General features: G+C 58.7%; 14 protein-coding genes. 6 read left to right on the top strand and 8 right to left on the bottom strand.

From position 1 onward, the window contains the following. The first annotated feature begins 170 nt into the window (after positions 1–170). From AB4Y87_RS10585 to otnC, 4 genes are read left to right on the top strand one after another with little or no spacing between them, the layout of a single operon-like run. Positions 171–959: a hydroxypyruvate isomerase family protein gene (locus tag AB4Y87_RS10585; protein WP_442004300.1), complete on the top strand. Its 789-nt coding sequence runs from the start codon at positions 171–173 to the stop codon at positions 957–959. Next, positions 956–1,627: a hypothetical protein gene (locus AB4Y87_RS10580; RefSeq protein WP_442004299.1), complete on the top strand. Its 672-nt coding sequence runs from the start codon at positions 956–958 to the stop codon at positions 1,625–1,627. The genes AB4Y87_RS10585 and AB4Y87_RS10580 overlap by 4 nt, the downstream gene beginning before the upstream one ends. After that, positions 1,624–2,877, top strand: a complete 1,254-nt coding sequence (otnK, locus tag AB4Y87_RS10575) for a 3-oxo-tetronate kinase (protein WP_442004298.1) — start codon at positions 1,624–1,626, stop codon at positions 2,875–2,877. Before AB4Y87_RS10580 ends, otnK begins: the two co-directional genes overlap by 4 nt. Next, positions 2,874–3,524: a 3-oxo-tetronate 4-phosphate decarboxylase gene (gene otnC, locus AB4Y87_RS10570; protein ID WP_442004297.1), complete on the top strand. Its 651-nt coding sequence runs from the start codon at positions 2,874–2,876 to the stop codon at positions 3,522–3,524. Before otnK ends, otnC begins: the two co-directional genes overlap by 4 nt. Before the next feature lie 761 nt (positions 3,525–4,285). On the opposite strand, the gene AB4Y87_RS10565 is transcribed toward otnC, so the two are convergent. From AB4Y87_RS10565 to AB4Y87_RS10535, 7 genes are all read right to left on the bottom strand, one after another. Beyond that, positions 4,286–5,494: a hypothetical protein gene (locus AB4Y87_RS10565; RefSeq protein ID WP_442004296.1), complete on the bottom strand. Its 1,209-nt coding sequence runs from the start codon at positions 5,492–5,494 to the stop codon at positions 4,286–4,288. Positions 5,495–5,597: 103 nt separating this feature from the next. Then, positions 5,598–5,951 carry a YgjV family protein gene (locus AB4Y87_RS10560; RefSeq protein WP_442004295.1) on the bottom strand — a complete coding sequence of 118 codons (354 nt, stop codon included), beginning with the start codon at positions 5,949–5,951 and terminating at the stop codon, positions 5,598–5,600. Between the two features lie 286 nt (positions 5,952–6,237). After that, complete coding sequence (locus tag AB4Y87_RS10555) at positions 6,238–7,899, bottom strand: ABC transporter permease (RefSeq protein WP_442004294.1); 1,662 nt, start codon at positions 7,897–7,899, stop codon at positions 6,238–6,240. Continuing rightward, positions 7,896–8,699 (bottom strand): ABC transporter ATP-binding protein, encoded by an 804-nt coding sequence (locus AB4Y87_RS10550; RefSeq protein WP_442004293.1) that lies wholly within the window; start codon positions 8,697–8,699, stop codon positions 7,896–7,898. The genes AB4Y87_RS10555 and AB4Y87_RS10550 overlap by 4 nt, the downstream gene beginning before the upstream one ends. A 28-nt stretch (positions 8,700–8,727) precedes the next feature. Beyond that, positions 8,728–9,756 (bottom strand): ABC transporter substrate-binding protein, encoded by a 1,029-nt coding sequence (locus AB4Y87_RS10545; protein WP_442004292.1) that lies wholly within the window; start codon positions 9,754–9,756, stop codon positions 8,728–8,730. After that, a complete protein-coding gene (locus tag AB4Y87_RS10540; RefSeq protein WP_442004291.1) occupies positions 9,753–10,835 on the bottom strand; it encodes an adenosine deaminase family protein in 1,083 nt (360 codons plus the stop codon). The genes AB4Y87_RS10545 and AB4Y87_RS10540 overlap by 4 nt, the downstream gene beginning before the upstream one ends. Before the next feature lie 522 nt (positions 10,836–11,357). Further along, positions 11,358–12,575: a M24 family metallopeptidase gene (locus AB4Y87_RS10535; RefSeq protein WP_442004290.1), complete on the bottom strand. Its 1,218-nt coding sequence runs from the start codon at positions 12,573–12,575 to the stop codon at positions 11,358–11,360. Between the two features lie 150 nt (positions 12,576–12,725). Here AB4Y87_RS10535 and AB4Y87_RS10530 point away from each other — a divergent pair, with 150 nt between their 5' ends. Beyond that, the gene (locus AB4Y87_RS10530) at positions 12,726–13,781 is read left to right on the top strand and encodes a LacI family DNA-binding transcriptional regulator (protein ID WP_442004289.1); all 1,056 of its coding nucleotides are present in this window, start codon (positions 12,726–12,728) and stop codon (positions 13,779–13,781) included. Between the two features lie 302 nt (positions 13,782–14,083). On the opposite strand, the gene AB4Y87_RS10525 is transcribed toward AB4Y87_RS10530, so the two are convergent. Further along, a complete protein-coding gene (locus AB4Y87_RS10525; protein WP_442004288.1) occupies positions 14,084–14,857 on the bottom strand; it encodes a GntR family transcriptional regulator in 774 nt (257 codons plus the stop codon). A gap of 122 nt (positions 14,858–14,979) precedes the next feature. Between AB4Y87_RS10525 and AB4Y87_RS10520 the strand changes: the two genes are divergently transcribed. Beyond that, the gene (locus tag AB4Y87_RS10520; RefSeq protein ID WP_442004287.1) at positions 14,980–15,987 is read left to right on the top strand and encodes a Gfo/Idh/MocA family protein; all 1,008 of its coding nucleotides are present in this window, start codon (positions 14,980–14,982) and stop codon (positions 15,985–15,987) included. The last annotated feature ends 42 nt before the right edge of the window (positions 15,988–16,029 follow it).

The following is a 16,029-nucleotide window of genomic DNA, read 5'->3' as shown; positions in this document are numbered from 1 at the left end:
GCCACGCACCGGCCGACCTCGCGCCCAAGGGGGATCTAAGGGCGTATTCGCGAATGAGGCTTCCCTGTCGAAACATCCCGCTTTACCTGAGTATATATTTGTAATATATTTAGTGGGCCATCCCTCTGCAGTGCTCGATCAGGCACGCATTCCCCTCGTGAAAGGACCTCATGACGCGGCTTAGATTGGACGCCAATCTGAAGTGGCTGTTTACCGAGCTCCCCTTCCCGCAGCGTTTTGAGGCGGCGGCCACGGCAGGATTCACTGCAGTCGAATATGCATCGCCCTACGAGTACGAACCCCGGCAACTATGTGCCTTGCTCAGGAACGCCGGCCTTGAACAGATTCGGATCAACACTCCGATGGGGCCGGCGGGCTCCCCCACTCGTTCTGGATTGGCCTGCATCCCGGACAGGGTCCTCGAATTCCGGAGCGGGGTGCTTCAAGGACTCGAATATGCCACAGCCCTGGGCGCCAAGTTCCTCCATGTCGTCGGCGGAGTCGTTCCTGAAGAGATAAGTAAAGACCAAGCCTTCGCCCGGTATGTAGCGAATATCGCTTGGGCTGCGGAACAGGCGCAGGGAAGTGGCGTCCGACTGCTGCTGGAAGCGCAAAACAAGCGTGACGCCCCGGGCTTCATCCTCAGTTCCCAAGAGCAAGCTGCCGCTGTGGTTGAAGCCGTGGACGACAGCACTGTCGGAATTTTGATGGATTTCTATCACGCGCAGGTTGACGAGGGTGACCTGATCCGCACGTACGAGCGATTTGTTGACGTGATCTTTCACTTGCAGATAGCGGATCCACCAACCCGGAACGAACCGGGCACCGGCGAGATCGGTTGGCCCACACTCTTTAAAGCTATTGCCTCCTCCAGTTACAACGGCTGGATCGGATGCGAATACCGGCCAAAAGGTGAGACCACCGCGGGTCTGACATGGATGAAAGAACTAGCACGATGACCAAAACTCCGAAAATCGCCCTGATCAGTGCCGTAACAGCCGCAATCGACCCTGCCCAATCGGCGTTGCGGGAGATACTGCCCGACGCTGTTATCTGGAACATCCTCGATGACCGGCTCCTTTTGGAGGCCAGCCAACAGGGCGGGTTGACTGATGAGCTCCGGCGCCGCATGAAAAGGCTGATCGATCACGCACTACGCGATAACGCAGATGCAGTACTGCTTACCTGCTCCCTCTACGCTCCAGTAGCAGAGTCCACTGACGCAGATGTACCAGTATTGGCATCAGACGAGGCAGCTTTCGCCGATATCGTTTCCGGCGGCTACGGATCCGTGCTGGTCATTGCGTCGTTTGATGAGGCCAGAGACGACACCCTTCAACGGCTGGAGCAGAGCCTATCTTCCGCCGGCAAGAACGACGTGAAAATCACCGGCCTGACGGTTCCAGAGGCAATGACAGCATCAAAGACCGGCGACCGGGCCGCGTTGCTCGAGGCCCTGGCAAAAGCCAGTTCCTCGTCCACAGCAGATGCCGTCTATCTCGCCCAGTATTCACTGGCCCCGGCGGGCGCCCATCTACAGAAAACACTGGGAATCCCCGTCATTTCAGGACCCAAAAGTTCAGCTGCCGCACTGCGCAGCCATATCTCAGGAGGTACATCGGCATGATCGGGCTGATCGCAGATGACGTGACCGGCGCGACCGACGCCGCAGTCGCATTCCGACGTCAAGGGCTTCGGGTAGGCATCTACTTCGGACTGCCTAATCCTGGTGATATCGAGAACGATCTTGATGCCGCCGTTATCGCCCTCAAGTCCCGCACTATTCCCAGCTCGGACGCAGTACGCCAGACAATTGCTGCGGCCGAAGCCCTCCGGGCGGCGGGTGCGCGCCAGCTGTATTTCAAGTACTGCTCCACCTTCGACTCGACTCCCACGGGCAACATCGGCCCGGTCCTGGACGCGTTGGCCGAACTCACAGGAACGCAACTGGTAGTGTCCACGCCCAGTTCGCCGGAACACGGACGCACCACTTACAACGGATACCTTTACGTTTATCAACAACTTTTATCCGAGTCCCACATGAGCAGCCACCCACTGACGCCGATGAAGGACTCGTCCCTAACCCGTCTGATGGACGCCCAAACCGAGGAAGGGAGCAGTATTCTCACCCACGAAACCATCCAGCGTGGTTCGATTGCGATCAAGGAACGGCTTGACGACGTCCGGGGCATAACTCGGTACCTATTTCCCGATGCAATCTCAGACGATGACCTCTATGCCGTCGCCCAACATGTGCTTGATGAACCATTGGTTGCCGGTGCCGCAGGGCTGGCTGGTGCAATCGCAAGGGCGCATGCCAAGCGCAGCGGCAAAAGCAATTGCCCCCAGCCCCAGCAGGAACCCACTGGACCAGCAATTGTTCTAGCCGGCAGCTGTTCCAAGCGGACCTTGGAACAAATCGAGCAGATGCACCGGGCAGGCACACACGCCTTCCACCTGGACGCACTCGCAACGCAAGATCCGGAAGCCCTCAGCCAGGAAGCCCTCTCCTGGTTTGACTCACTCGCCCCCGGTCCTGCACCGCTAATCTACTCATCCTTGCCGCCGGCCGAGCATCACAAAGTTCAGGAAATCCTAGGGGTGGATCGATCCGCGGAAATTCTCGAAACCGCGATGGGCCTGGTCGCCCAAGGGCTGGAATACCGTGGCATTACAAGATACATAGTCGCCGGAGGTGAGACATCCGGTTCGGTAGTAAACGCCCTGGGTATCGGAGGAGGCGTCATCGGCCCGGAAGCTGCACGGAGCGTGCCTTGGATTCACACAGACGGAGGCTTTGACATCCTGCTGAAATCAGGAAACTTCGGCGACCCAGAGTTACTTCTCAAAGCATCAGCGAAAGGACCCCGATCATGAACATCGACGCTCAGGCGGCCGCCGATCAAATTGTTCAAGCAGCTCGTTCTCTCTTCTCCCGAGGGCTGACGCACGGTAGTACCGGCAACATTTCCCTGCGCACCAGTGCCGGCATTTTAGTAACACCAACGGGGTCGAGTCTTGGCACAGTAGAGGCAACTGAGCTCTCTCTGATTAATGATCAGGGCGTTTGCCTCAAAGGGCCTGCACCGTCGAAAGAGGCGTTCCTGCACGCCGCAGTTCTCCGGGCGCGCCCCACAGCCAACGCCGTAATCCACACCCACTCCACGTACAGCGCCTCAGTCTCGTGCATGGCTGGGCTGGACACAACCAACGTCTTACCTCCGCTCACCGCCTACTACGCGATGCGAATCGGAAACCTACCGCTGCTCCCCTACCACGCCCCAGGCGACACCGCCTTGGAGAACCTCGCCGAAACGACAGCCGCTGCTAACCATGCCATGCTCCTAAGCAACCACGGCCCGGTGGTCGCAGGATCATCCCTGCAGACGGCGATGGATGCGCTCGAAGAGTTGGAAGAAACAGCAAAACTTTTTTTCCTGCTTCGTGGATTTCCTACCCAACCACTGACGCCCGAGCAAGCGGCCTCTCTTGCTCCAAGCCTGGCACCGATCGGTATGAAGTAGCTGTAGGAACTCGCGCCCAAAGGCAGGACCTCCCCCGGTCGGCTGGAATGGACATCGCAGAGCGCCTGAATTCTGCGTTCTGACCACGTACATGGATGCAGACCAGGACTTGGCGATGTGTGCGGCAGGTTTCGCTCAGCTTTACCCAAATGACACAAACGCCGTCTCACGTGCGGCGGCCCAGTAAACTGCGCTGTGCAGGCCTGTCTTTCGGTGGTGCAGGTGCTACTGGACGGAGGCCTGCACCTGGGTGAGTTTGAATTTGGGGAGCCGGTCGACCCTCTGCCGTATACGAAGATCCTTCGCAAACCGAATCCGGGGTGCAGAACGGCGAAAGAACGCGGTCTCTGATTTTTCTCCGGTAACCGAGCTCGACGAGCGGTTCCCCGGACTCGCGGACCGGTGTCGGGCTCCTGATACGGCCGGTGAGCGGTTCAGGAGCCGGGCGGGTGCCAGTAAGGTCTGTTCCGGCCATCGATACGGCCAGTGGCCCATGCGGCGACATAGGGCTCGACGAAATATGCAGTGCGAGTTCCCATGAACTTTCTGCCAGAGGTCGAGCTCCAGATACTTCGAAGGAGTTGGGCGTTCGCTGGCCCCCACTGGAACCAATGCCCTCTGATAGGGAAAGTGATCGTGGCATCTCGGGCTGGAGAGCTTCCCGTCAGGCTTCTGGCTCCCCCCACCCAGGCACCCCATCGAGCCAGGACCCCTTCGACACGGTCGGTGGTGGAGCTATGTTGCAGCCGGGGATCTTGATGCTAAGGGATCGAATGTGGAACGGCTGCCAGTTCCTGATTACCCGGACCGAAGTGTTTGAGGAGTACGAGCTCTTCGCTCGGACTCTCATTCTTAACCAGGACGCCTGCGCGTGCTGTAGGTTCTGACACAAAGAATTCGTCATGGCTTAGTTGACCAAATCGGAGCACAGTTGCGGCGGCTACAGGATGCCGGTTAAGTGAGCCCCTGCCTTGAACGACGATGGCGCCGTAAGCATCCGAGTCAGTGATTTTGACCGATTGCCCGGGATATACGGTAAGTTCCTTGGCCGAAAAGCTAGGAGATCTATAAACGATCCAACGCTCGGCGTACGCGTGCTCGCCATCGTCGAGTGACTGCTGGGTTGAATAGGGCGCCATAAAGCGATTGCGCACGAACTCCGGATCGACGTTCTTATCCCAGTCGAGCAGTCCGATGATGAAGTCAAAATCACCGCGAAGGTCGGCGGGCACATCTTTCCAGAGCAGCTCTTCAGGGACCTCTCTGTTGTTGCTCCACGACTCACACATGCAGAAGACATCGCACGCCGCCTGCGGTTCATATGTGCACACGCTGGCGGGTGCGTGCAGAACTCCGCTCGGGATGTCCCAGCCTGTGCCGAGCTGGGTGCGGTAACCACGGGACAGTTCGGTGATTCGGTTATCGCCACCTTTAAGGAAGCCGCGTAGCCTCTCCAGGACTTGTTCCTCGGTCACTTCCGGGGACAACCCAAGGAAAGAGATGGGCTGTACACCTTGGTGGTTATTCATGTGCGGCGGGTAGTAATACGCCTCCGGCTTTCCAGGCTTGCCCACTAGGGCCGCGTGTTCATCGCGGTGGTGTACGTGAAAGGGCAAAGCATTGAGGTTGTCGAAGAATTTCGAGTACATCGGCCATCGCTGATGCTCCTCCCAGATACGGCCCCCAAGCAAGCCCGCGTTGTGATGTTCGACGAAGTCATTGAACGGCAGAAGATATCCGGCGGGATCAACCACAAGACTCAGTCCCTCATGAGGGCCGGTGAGCGGACCGTTGTCTGCCGTCACGGCGCTGGCGAGCCACCGCTCATCGATTCCACCCCGCTTCGGACCGAACGAATAATAGTCGTCCGGGTGCAGTCGGATGCGTCGTCCCGGTGTGCAGAACGAGCGAGGGACCCACGTCGGCGCCAGGCGAACGATCCCCTCACCGCGTTCGAGTGTGCTGTCCATTCGCGCTGTACTCGATGAGATGTTGGTGTAGCACTCCGTCATCGTCGACTTCTTTCTAGGAATTATTGTGTCCGCAGTCTTAGCTGACCCCAAGGGTCTCGTTTCAGCACCTATGTGCAGACGGCCTGGTTCTTGCGTCCGGCAACTGGGTTTCGTCGGCACGATCGTGCTTCCCCGAGTCTTGACGAATCGGAAGAAGGAGGTTCTGCTGTTTATTGGGAAGGCCTGCTGGTGTCTTCCGGAGCCGGATGAGATTGAACAGATTGATCGCCACCAACGCTGTATTCATGGCGACCATCGGCCAGGAAGGTAGCCAAACGTTGTAGACGATCAGGACAGCGCATGCAGCGACATTGAGCCACCGCAGGTGGTCGATTCTGGTCTGAAGGATTGAAATCACGAGAAGGACGGATCCAACCCATCCCAGAATGTCGAAGAAGAGATCAGGTAGTTGCACGTCAATCAATCTGTGTGTTGTAGCGGGGCGGCTGGACCACACAACCGTGGGCTCGCACCTGCTGGTTCTCGAATGGGCTCACCCATGGGCTCCAGCGCCCCGCTTCCTCGTTATGGGTCAGGCACCGAATGGCGCAATTGCGGCGTCTAGTTGTTCCCGAGGGCCTGCCGATCGGTCCGAGGTAAGAAGATCGCGTCAGTTGCTGCCCGTTCGGGCTCTCCGAAGTCAGCGACCTCTTTCGATACCTGAGTGGGCTAGTGGGATGAGCAGCAGGGCGCATACCCCTCTAGGCGACGTGCGCAGGGCTGTACTTCGCCAGTACACGTCGCTCAACGATGCTAACTGCGCTGTAAACCAGGAGCGAGACAATTGTCAGCACAGCTGCCCCTGCCCACAGCCCGGTGTAGTCAGCGGAAGCACGCGAGGCCACGATGTAGTGCCCGAGCCCATCGCCAGTTGCCAACCATTCCGCAAGTGTGGCCGCCAGCAGCGCGGACGGAACCGCGATTCGGGCGGAGGTGAAGATTGCTGGGAGCGTGTAGGGCAGTTGCAACCGCCAAAGAGTGGTCCATCGTGACGCGTCGTAACTACGCATGACACTGAATCCGTCGGCCGGCACACGAGCAAGACCGTTCTGCGTGTTGGCGAGCGTGGGAAAGAATGTCACGATGGCTGTGATTGCAACAACAGCTCCCAGGCCCCGGCCGAGAGACAGAATGAGGATAGGGATGATCACAATGATCGGGACTGTCCGGAATGCAACGGCGATTGGCGTCATGATCCGCTCGACCACGGGGAACTGCACGAAGGTCACCGCCGCCGTGACGCCGACTGTAAGCCCGGCAATGTAGCCCACACCGCCGTGCAGCAGTGTGATGCCAAGGGCGGCAGCGATGTCCGTTCGGTTCTCAGCCGCATCGGGCACTGTGGTCAGGTAGGCCAGTACATCCGCTGGCGACTTTCCGACGAAAGGGGACACGTCGAAGATCGCTAGGTAGGCCCACCATGCGACCAAGACGATAACGACTGATCCAATAGACCAAGCGAGAGGCAGAAGGATTCGTGCCGGTCCTGTCACCGTCCTTTTTTTGATCGGGTTGGCCGAGGAGATGGTCGAGCTCCATGGTGCGAGTCTGTCCCGCAGTATTCCGAACAGGGCATAGGGGATCGCTGCCATGAGCGTGGCAATGACGGCAATTGACCAGATGCGGTCGAGCTGCAGCGACATCAGCCCATTGATCAGCAGTACACCGATTCCGCGTGTCGCACCGATGAACTCTCCGAAGATGGCGCCAAGCACCGCGGCTGCGACACCAACCTGCAGCCCGGTCATAATGGCCGGGAATGCCGAGGGGAAGCGTACATAACGGAGTCTCGAAGTACCGCCCCCGCCCCAGGCATGAACCATCGTCAGCGGCCCACCATCCGCGGAGCGAAGTCCCAGGATTGTGCCGACCAACGTGGTGAAGAAAACCGAAAGCCCGGTCAGTACTACTCGCGCTGTGTCAGGCTCGAATGTAAGTTGGAGAATCGGGTTGACGGCCACAAGAGGCAAGCAAAAGAGCACCAGGGCCAGGCGCAGGAAGAGTGACTCGACGAACGGGATCTGAACGAAGAGGACAGCCACGACGACGGCAATGAGGTTGCCCCACAGCCATCCGCGTATGGCTACCCATCCGGTAACCACAGCTGCGTTGGAGTAAAGGCTCCAGTCGCTGATGAGGCTTTGAACGATTGCAGACGGCGAGGCGGCCACCCCGAGAGGTGTAAGGAACAGCACGGCGGCAATCTGCCACGCGATAAGCAGGACGACTACGATCGCCGCTGTCGTCAGCCCGTGGACGATCTTCGTGCGGCGTATTCGTCCACGCGCACGACTTCGCTCATGCTCAATTATTCGGGAAGAATCGAGCACCGACGGCTTCGGAGTTACGGAGAGACTGTTCATGATGGCGTCCCTGTACCTGCCGGAGCATGAGCGGGTTCCATTCCGCCGTGAAGCATCCCGCTCAACTGGTCGCATACTGCATGGAATTCGGATGTCCGGAGAAGTTCCGGGCCGCGGGGGCGAGGGAAATCGATGGCGACTTCCCCTACTATCCGGCCAGGCCGTGGTGACATGACGACGACCCGATCCGCCAGAAATGCTGCTTCTGAAACCGAGTGGGTTACGAGCACCGCCGTTGCACCCGACTCCGCCCACGCCAACAGCAATTCTTCGTTCATGCGCTGTCGGGTGATTTCATCCAAAGCACCGAAAGGCTCATCCAGAAGCAGCACTTCGGGGTTGGCGACGATCGCCCGTGCGATGGCTACTCGCTGCCGCATGCCACCAGAGAGCTGCGACGGACGCGATTTCTCAAAACCTTCGAGTCCGACCAGCCTAATCAGATGGGCGATGCGCTCCTTTGTAATGGGTAGCTTCATCACCTGCCCTGGCAACCGAATGTTGTCACGGACGCTACGCCAAGGAAGAAGGGAGGCATCTTGAAGGGCCAGGCCGAGGCGGTGCTCGCGACGGATCTGCCGTGGGCTCTCGTCGTGGATGGTGACCACACCTGCAGATTCTTCTTCAAGGTCCGCAAGGATTCGAAGAATGGTCGATTTACCACATCCGGAAGGTCCGAGGAGGGCAGTGAACGAGCCGCGTGGAACATCGAGCGAGACGTTATCCAGAGCGACAACTTCCCGGGACCCCGAAGTGAAGACTTTCGTCAAGTTGTTGAGTTTGATACCTGAAGTGACCACGATGGTCCTTTCCGCAGTCGTCGGGCTGCTATTTGGCCAGCTTTTCCCGGATAGACGTATCGAACAGCGACGCGTCGGCACCTTCGATGCCCAGTGCTTTGATGGTGGCCAGATTCTGCTCGATGCCGTCTTTTGAGAGCCAAAGCAGGCCATTGGCGGCAGTGTCCGGGGAGTTGAGCAGGTCGAGCTGGAGAGTCGCCTGGGCGCGCTGCTGCTCAGCTGAAAGGCCGCCGTCCTTCGCGTACTTGTTGACAGTGAGGTCCACTGCCATCGGGATGTCCTTGACGTAGTCCTTCCAGCCCTTGAGCTCGGCGCGCAGGAAACGCTCGATGCGGTCTCGTGATTTGTCATCCTTCAGTGACTTACGCTGCACAACGTAAACCTGAGCATAGACGTCCATGCCGAAATCGCCGAGCATCATAACGGAGCCATCTTTGCCTGTGGCTGATTTGTAGGCGGTTGGCTGCTCTGTGTAGAAAGAAACCAGCCCGTCGACCTCACCGGAAACAAGTGGTGCCACATCGAATCCCACAGGGACGACTTTGAGTTTGCTGGGGTCGATCTTATTGAGTGAGAGGAACGTGTCAAACAGTGCCGCGTCGGCTGTTGGGACGCCGATGCTCTTGCCGATCATGTCCTGGGGGGTTTTGATCGGGGCCTCGGGCTTAGACAGCAATGCGAAGGGGTCCTTTTGGAATCCGGCCGCTACGATGACCAGGTCAGCGCCTTGGGCGTTGGTTCGAGCGACGAAGTCGGCGTTGCTTAAGGCAATATCCACCTGTCCGGAGGCTATGGCGGCTTGGGGGTCAACGTCCGGCCCTCCGGGAAGCAACGTTACGTCGAGACCTTCCTCGCCGTAATAGCCCTTGGAATCGGCGATGTAGCTGCCGCTGAACTGAACCGACGGTAACCAGGACGTCTGGAATTTGATTGGCTCTTTAGCCTCTGATGCGCTGTCGGCTGGGCCGCTACAGGCCGTTGCCGAGAGCGCTATGGCGAGGAGGAGGCCAGCAACCGCTGCCACCCGCTTCTTTGCGTGTGTTGCAATTTTCATCATTTCTCCAAGTGTGTTGGGCGGAGGTTTGTAAGGGCTTCGTCGATATCTGCACGGATTTCTGATCGAGTGGCGTCGTCGATCCATGCGGCAGTCAGCTGGGAATACGTCTGGTTAATGAGGTACGAATCCGGCAGTTCGAGCTCCAATGCCGCTTCGAGGAGCTGCTCATTGAGCGTGACTTTGCAGATTCCGGGGTCATCGCTTGAGATGGAGGCATCGAGACCGGCGTCGAGCATTGTGCGAAGCGGATTTTGAAGTCCCCGTGGGTGGAGCCGGGCGGACACCCACGTTGACGCAAGGTGCAGGCCAGCCTCCACCACCCGTGCCGTAGCGACCTTGTCCTGGGCTAGTGCGTATCCGTGGTCGAGCCGGTCGACCTTCAGTTGGTCTACGGCGCAGAGCACTTCATTTACGTCGGCGTGTTCACCAACGTGTGCCGTGAGACGGTAGCCGGCATCGCGCGCCATCGCGTAAGTCCGTTCGAAGAGTTGGATCGGGCCGACCGTCTCGTCGGCTTCAATTCCTATGCCGACAACAGCTGGGTGCGGGTTGGCTGCCATCTCAGCAACGAGCTTCTCGGCAACCGCTGCGCCCTGATTGCGGTAAATGGCGATGATGATGCGACCTTCGACACCGTGATCGCGTTTTGCATGTTCCATGCCTTCGGCGATCGCAGCAATTGAGTCGGCATAGTCGACGTGCGGGTTGATGGTGGGAGCATAGTGCACTTCGCGGTAGCGCAGCTTGCTTGAGCGGTGCTCGTCGACGAGAGATTCGTAGCTGACTCGGTAGAGGTCCTCGGGGGTCCTGAACGTGTCTGTGACCTGTTTGAAGAGGGCGAGGAAGGGCTCCATTCCTTCTACGTACTCGTAGGGGTTCGCTGGATCAGCGAGTTGTATACCGTATTTGCGAGCCATGTCGACAAAGAGCCATTCGGGAATGTTGCCGGCGAGGTGTGTATGCAGCTCGATTTTCGGCAGGATGGCCAACAGGTCTTCCGTGACGCGTAGTGCGTCCTCGTCGCGTTTTGCATGGTCAAGTCCGCGTGTGCTGGACGGTTGGGTGATGGCGGGATTCATGAGTTCTCCTGTTATCAGAATCGGGGTCGGATTGGACCGTCGTGGACGTGGGCCATACGCCTGTCTAAACTTGCCGCGGAATTGAGCCGGATCATCTTCTTGACTTTATGATCTCCAGCGGCAGCCTGGCAGCGACGCTTCCCCAAAAAAGCGCTGAGTGCAGGGGCAAACCCTGACTTTTCCTGGCGTCGGTTTCGACGAAAACCTGCTGCAGGGCGTCGATGACCGGGCCGGACGGCAGGATAGTAACTTGGACACCGTTGTTGTCTTCGACGCATTGGTGCTCAGGGCCAGATCTGCGCCGTTGAATTGGCAGAAAGGGACCCGCAGGCTTGGAGCGGTTTATGGTTTTGACACAATCCTCGGCCACGCCGACACAAGCGCACCCAGCTGTATGACCGTGGGCTGAGGCAATGCCTGTCCCGAGCGTGATATACCGGCGGGCCGAGGATCTGGTGATCATTAGCTTCTCCTACACGTCAGGTGCGGTGGTACGGGGTGCGCTGCCGCTCCGGCTAGGAATTAGTCGATGTCCAGGACCGACGGAATCGCCTGCAAGGCGTTAGCGCCCTCGGGGCCGATGTGGAAGCCGTCCTCGACGCGGAGTCCTCCCCACGGTGTGTGGAACATCGGAATGTCGATCGAAAAGACCATGTCGGTCTCCACTGTCGTGTCGCCAAAGCTCGACAGAATGGGCGGCTCGAACTCCATGACGCCGATGCTGTGGATGCCGGAATAGAGGAAGTAATCGCCATAACCGGCTTCGCTAACGACGCCACGTGCAGTACTGTCCATCTCGGCAGCCGTCACGCCAGCACGCAATCGCGCCGCGGTCACCTGCTGAGCCTGGATAGCGACCTCCCGGGCTTCACGAATGCGGGGATCCACAGACCCGATGAGCACAGTTCGTCCAATGGCCCCGTGGTAGCCCTCGTAACGGGGTGCGACCGTTAGGATGACACTGTCGCCGGACTTGATAGGCCGGTTACTCGTGCGGTGAAGGACCGGATATGTGTGCTCGGCGCCAGCGGCGACGATCGTGTCGATTCCGGAACCTTCCGCACCCCAGCGTCGGAGTGCGTAGTCGATCTCTGCTCCTACCTCACGTTCGGTCACGTTCCCGGACGCCATGGTTTCGACAGCGGCGAGGATGCCTTGGGCGGCGATGTCGTAGGCATACCGGATTACTGCCAGTTCCGATGCCGTCTTCCGTGCGCGAAGCAGTGAGTATGGCCTGTCGACGATGATCACCTCGGCAAGTTCCCGGAGGGCAGCGTTGAGCGACGGTGCAACAATGTCCGCGCCGACGAGGCCAAGGCGCAGGCGGGAGCCGGGCTGCTTGGGAATCAGGCGTCGAAGCACCGATTCGAGCGTCACAACTGTTGTGAAGGCGTACTCCTCGTCAGGGTGAACGAATTCGTTTGTTACAGCAATTTCGCCACGGAAACGTGACGTGGATTCGATGTAGGAACCGGACTCTGGGCCCGTGATAGCGATGGGCTCCTGTCCGGGAGCGACCAGGACAGCAATCGGCTCGAAATGTGGGAAGTAATCCATCAGCCATCGGACGTTACCTGCGCCCATGACTGCTCGGTCGTCGCTGTAAACGACGATCGCGTCCAGTTGTAGGGATTCAGCCAGCCGCTGGACGCGCAGCAGGCGGTCGTTGAACTCGGAATCGGGAATGGTGGGGCGCTGGGCCACGAGGGCCGGCGCTTGTTTGATTGTGACGTCTGTCATGCCGACAATGCTGGCACCAACACCACGCAACGTCAAGAACTTTTTAAAATTTTACGCAACAACACTAAAAATGCGCGCAAGGTATGTGTGTTATATGATGTGTTAGGCGGCGCAGGAGAATGCGCATCAATCAGCCGAAGGGGCGATCTTTTGAGCATCCAGCAGGTGGCGCAAATAGCGTCGGTGTCTCCATCAACTGTTTCTCGCTACCTGAACGGAAGCCTGGCACTCAAAGGCGATACCAAGAGTCGAGTGGATGAAGCGCTCGAGGAGACTGGCTACGTGCACCGGCCACGCGCCAAGCGACCTGCTGTGGAGCATCGTCCCGTTATTGGAATCATCGTCCCAGAACTAACCAACCCGTATTTCGCGGTCCTTGCTGAAGAAATTATTGCCGCGGCGGACCAGCAATCGGTGTCCACGATGGTTTTTTCTGCCGCGTACCTGCCAAGGAACGAGAGCCACTATGTAGAACTCGCGCAACGTCTGGGGCTTGATGGCCTCCTGTACGTCGGAACGACGGTTCGGAACGACGCTCTTAATAGGGCGCTCAAAGCCGGCTTTCCCATAGTTGTAGTGGATGAGCCCCAGGAACTCACAGAGCAGTCCCACACTGTTTTTCAGGATGACTACTCGGGAGCCTTCCAAGCGGTGAGCTACCTGATCGGGCTGGGCCACAGGAGGATCGGTTTCGTCTCAGGCTCTGCAGTGATGCGGACCGCACAGGATAGGTTCCGCGCATATGGTGACGTTCTTCGCCAGCACAGCATCGACCCGGAGGAGCAATTCCACGGAATCGGTTCTTTCACCGAGGAGTACGGTGCGACAGCACTGGCGCAGATCCTGGCCTTGGAGCGCCGCCCTACGGCGGTATTCGTGGCGAGTGACATCATTGCGGTTGGCATGGCAGTTTCGGCGAAGTCTATGCGCGTATCCATCCCCTCTGAGCTCTCGATCGTGGGATATGACGACATTCCTGCGGCCCGGTACCTGAGCCCCCCATTGACAACCGTCCACTCGCCCTTGCCGGAAACTGCCCGTGCTGCCGTGGACACGATCGTCCACGTGATCAAAAGTCCTGCATCTCGGCCCCGACATGTCGTGGTCCCGGTGGGGATGGTGATTCGCGAGTCAGCTGACGCCGTTGCGGAAACGTCACACGACGGAAAAACGAATACAGAACTTATTCGTACCAGCACGTCCTAAAGCTCCCACCGCCGGGTCCGGCCACACCCGCACGGTTCAAGTACGTCCGCAATCGCCGACGCGGGTCATCGTGAAAGGTACCCGAAGCCAAGGAGAAGCGTAGCCAGGTAGTTCCGGATACGAGCCTTCCGATCCCGGGAAAGAGATGCTGCGGCATCTTCTGAGCCGTTAACCTCGGCGATGGACTTCGAGCCGCGCGAGATCACCAGAAAGCAGTCCCGGCCGGCTCTTCGGGACTCTGCCGGCCACGCCAGCTTAGGATACGCCTAAAAATTACCAGCTCTCAGCAGGCACCCTGAGGGTTAGGACTGAAAAGACTGCACTACAGAGAGAAGCCCCGCTCGGGCCGTGATCAGACACGTAGCGACGTAGCAGGGCAGATGGTCGTGCCTGATCTGCTGGGTAAGGACCAGCACTGGATCTGATGGGCGAAGATCCAGGTGATCGGCGTGGTCCGTCCCTACTTGGCGGAGTCCGATCTGGCACTCCGCAGGGCCTGACAGAGGGCTCAGCTGTGTTTTCAACGAGCCAAACAAGGTGACCCCGGGGTCGTCCTCAAAGTTCGGTGTTGTAGCGGCTCTGCCGCCGGGGTTGAGGTGTTGGGTGGAGACGGTCTCCTGCAAGTGGGCGATGGTCTCGCCGTCGCGAATAAGGAGGGATTCCCAGATCCGCCATTCAGTGCTCGGCTCATCTCCGGCCTCGAGGGCGGCGAATCCCGATGTGCGCAGCAAGCGGATGCGCTTGACTTCGAGGTGCTGGCCGGGGCTGCAAAGGATTTCCTCAAAGGGGCGGATGCGTTCAAGGCCGACGCAGGGCTGYGTCTCCGCGACGGATCGTCCGACGCTTCCCCCCACCCCGAATATCCCATCTTCTTTGTGCAGAAAGAGATCTTCACGGATCATGTTGCGGCTCGCTTTCAGGTCAGCACCAAGCTGACTTTCGCTGGGGAACTTCGAGCCCGACTTCAGGAGGCCGTTGCGGATGGCCTCGGCAATCCGACTGAACAGACTAACCCGTAGAGGCGGGCCAGACTGGGCAGCCAGCTGAGTGAGGAAATGGAAACTATCCTGACGCATGTCATGACCTTCTTGTGTTGTTCAGAAATTTAGACTCAACAGTACTGCGCAATAAACAGGCTAATTGCGCAATACAAGAAAATTGTCTTGACCGACACTAGAGCTCCTGCCACAATCGATGCATGCTTAGTACTTCAGGGGTCAACAACGATGTTCCGATCCGGGTGGCAATGGTTGGTTCTGGGCGGCGTGCCGGTGATGAGGTGGAATCCATGCGACGAAGTGGGCGAGCTGTGCCCGTCGGATTTTGGAATCGAACTCCCGAGCTCGCTGACGCCCGAGCAAAAGAAGTAGGTCTGGAGCGTGGATACGCAACAGTCACAGAAATGATCGAATCCACTGCTCCCGATGTCGTCAACATCGTGACCCACCCATCCGCCCGGCTACCACTGCTGAGGGAAGCAATCGATGCCGGCGCCCGTGTGATCCTCCTTGAGAAGCCGATAGCGCTGACACCCGAAGAGTTGGCCCTAGTCCGAACGATGGGTGAAGAGGTGTTCATTGCCGTGAACACCCAATACCGCTGGATGTCGCATTGGCAGCGATTCTGGCAAGTAATAGCGGATGGAGGCATCGGCGAGGTTCATACCATTCGTGCAAGCACGGCGGTTGACATCCTGGAACAAGGACCACATCTCCTGAGCTTGGCGTTGAGCGCGGCACGGGTAGCCGGTTTGCCGTTACCAACATGGGTTCTTGCAGGCAGTGCCGAGGAGGTCCGCTACGGAGATGCGGCCGTGCCCGGGGACATCACTGCTGTGATGGATCTCGGGGCCGCCCGCCTTCATCTGCTGGCTGGCCCGTCCGCTCCAGTCCTACCCGAGGAGGATGTGATCTACTACCAGCAACAGATTGAAATCACCGGGTCGAAGGGCAGGATCTGGACTTCGCTCACTAAGGGCTGGCAATTGTGGACAGAGGAAGGCTTTACCTCGGGCTCCACTGAGTGGCCCCGTGACGATTATCAGTCCCAAGCGGAACTCTTCGCAGATCTTGCTGACGCCGTACGCAACCCCTCGCTCCGGGCGGGTTTCCCAACATCAATTCATCGGGCCGCTGAAGAGGCGGAGATCCTGTTCGCGTCCATTGAAGCCGGCCGGGGCGCTAAGCGGGTCAACCTCTCCTTGTAGGGAGATGAACAAACGATCGAAGATGGCTTTCGTCGTTGTGTT

Origin of the sequence: Paenarthrobacter sp. RAF54_2, from assembly GCF_052113945.1 — a bacterium.
GTDB lineage: Bacteria > Actinomycetota > Actinomycetes > Actinomycetales > Micrococcaceae > Arthrobacter.
This window is presented reverse-complemented; position numbering and strand designations above follow the sequence as displayed.

Bases quoted from the DNA above. Each gene is read 5' to 3' on its own strand.
- otnC (WP_442004297.1), top strand. From the start codon at position 2,874: ATGAACATCGACGCTCAGGCGGCCGCCGATCAAATTGTTCAAGCAGCT.
- AB4Y87_RS10585 (WP_442004300.1), top strand. From the start codon at position 171: ATGACGCGGCTTAGATTGGACGCCAATCTGAAGTGGCTGTTTACCGAG.
- AB4Y87_RS10555 (WP_442004294.1), bottom strand. From the start codon at position 7,899: ATGAACAGTCTCTCCGTAACTCCGAAGCCGTCGGTGCTCGATTCTTCC.
- AB4Y87_RS10540 (WP_442004291.1), bottom strand. From the start codon at position 10,835: ATGAATCCCGCCATCACCCAACCGTCCAGCACACGCGGACTTGACCAT.
- AB4Y87_RS10520 (WP_442004287.1), top strand. From the start codon at position 14,980: ATGCTTAGTACTTCAGGGGTCAACAACGATGTTCCGATCCGGGTGGCA.
- otnK (WP_442004298.1), top strand. From the start codon at position 1,624: ATGATCGGGCTGATCGCAGATGACGTGACCGGCGCGACCGACGCCGCA.
- AB4Y87_RS10535 (WP_442004290.1), bottom strand. From the start codon at position 12,575: ATGACAGACGTCACAATCAAACAAGCGCCGGCCCTCGTGGCCCAGCGC.
- AB4Y87_RS10580 (WP_442004299.1), top strand. From the start codon at position 956: ATGACCAAAACTCCGAAAATCGCCCTGATCAGTGCCGTAACAGCCGCA.
- AB4Y87_RS10545 (WP_442004292.1), bottom strand. From the start codon at position 9,756: ATGATGAAAATTGCAACACACGCAAAGAAGCGGGTGGCAGCGGTTGCT.
- AB4Y87_RS10565 (WP_442004296.1), bottom strand. From the start codon at position 5,494: ATGGACAGCACACTCGAACGCGGTGAGGGGATCGTTCGCCTGGCGCCG.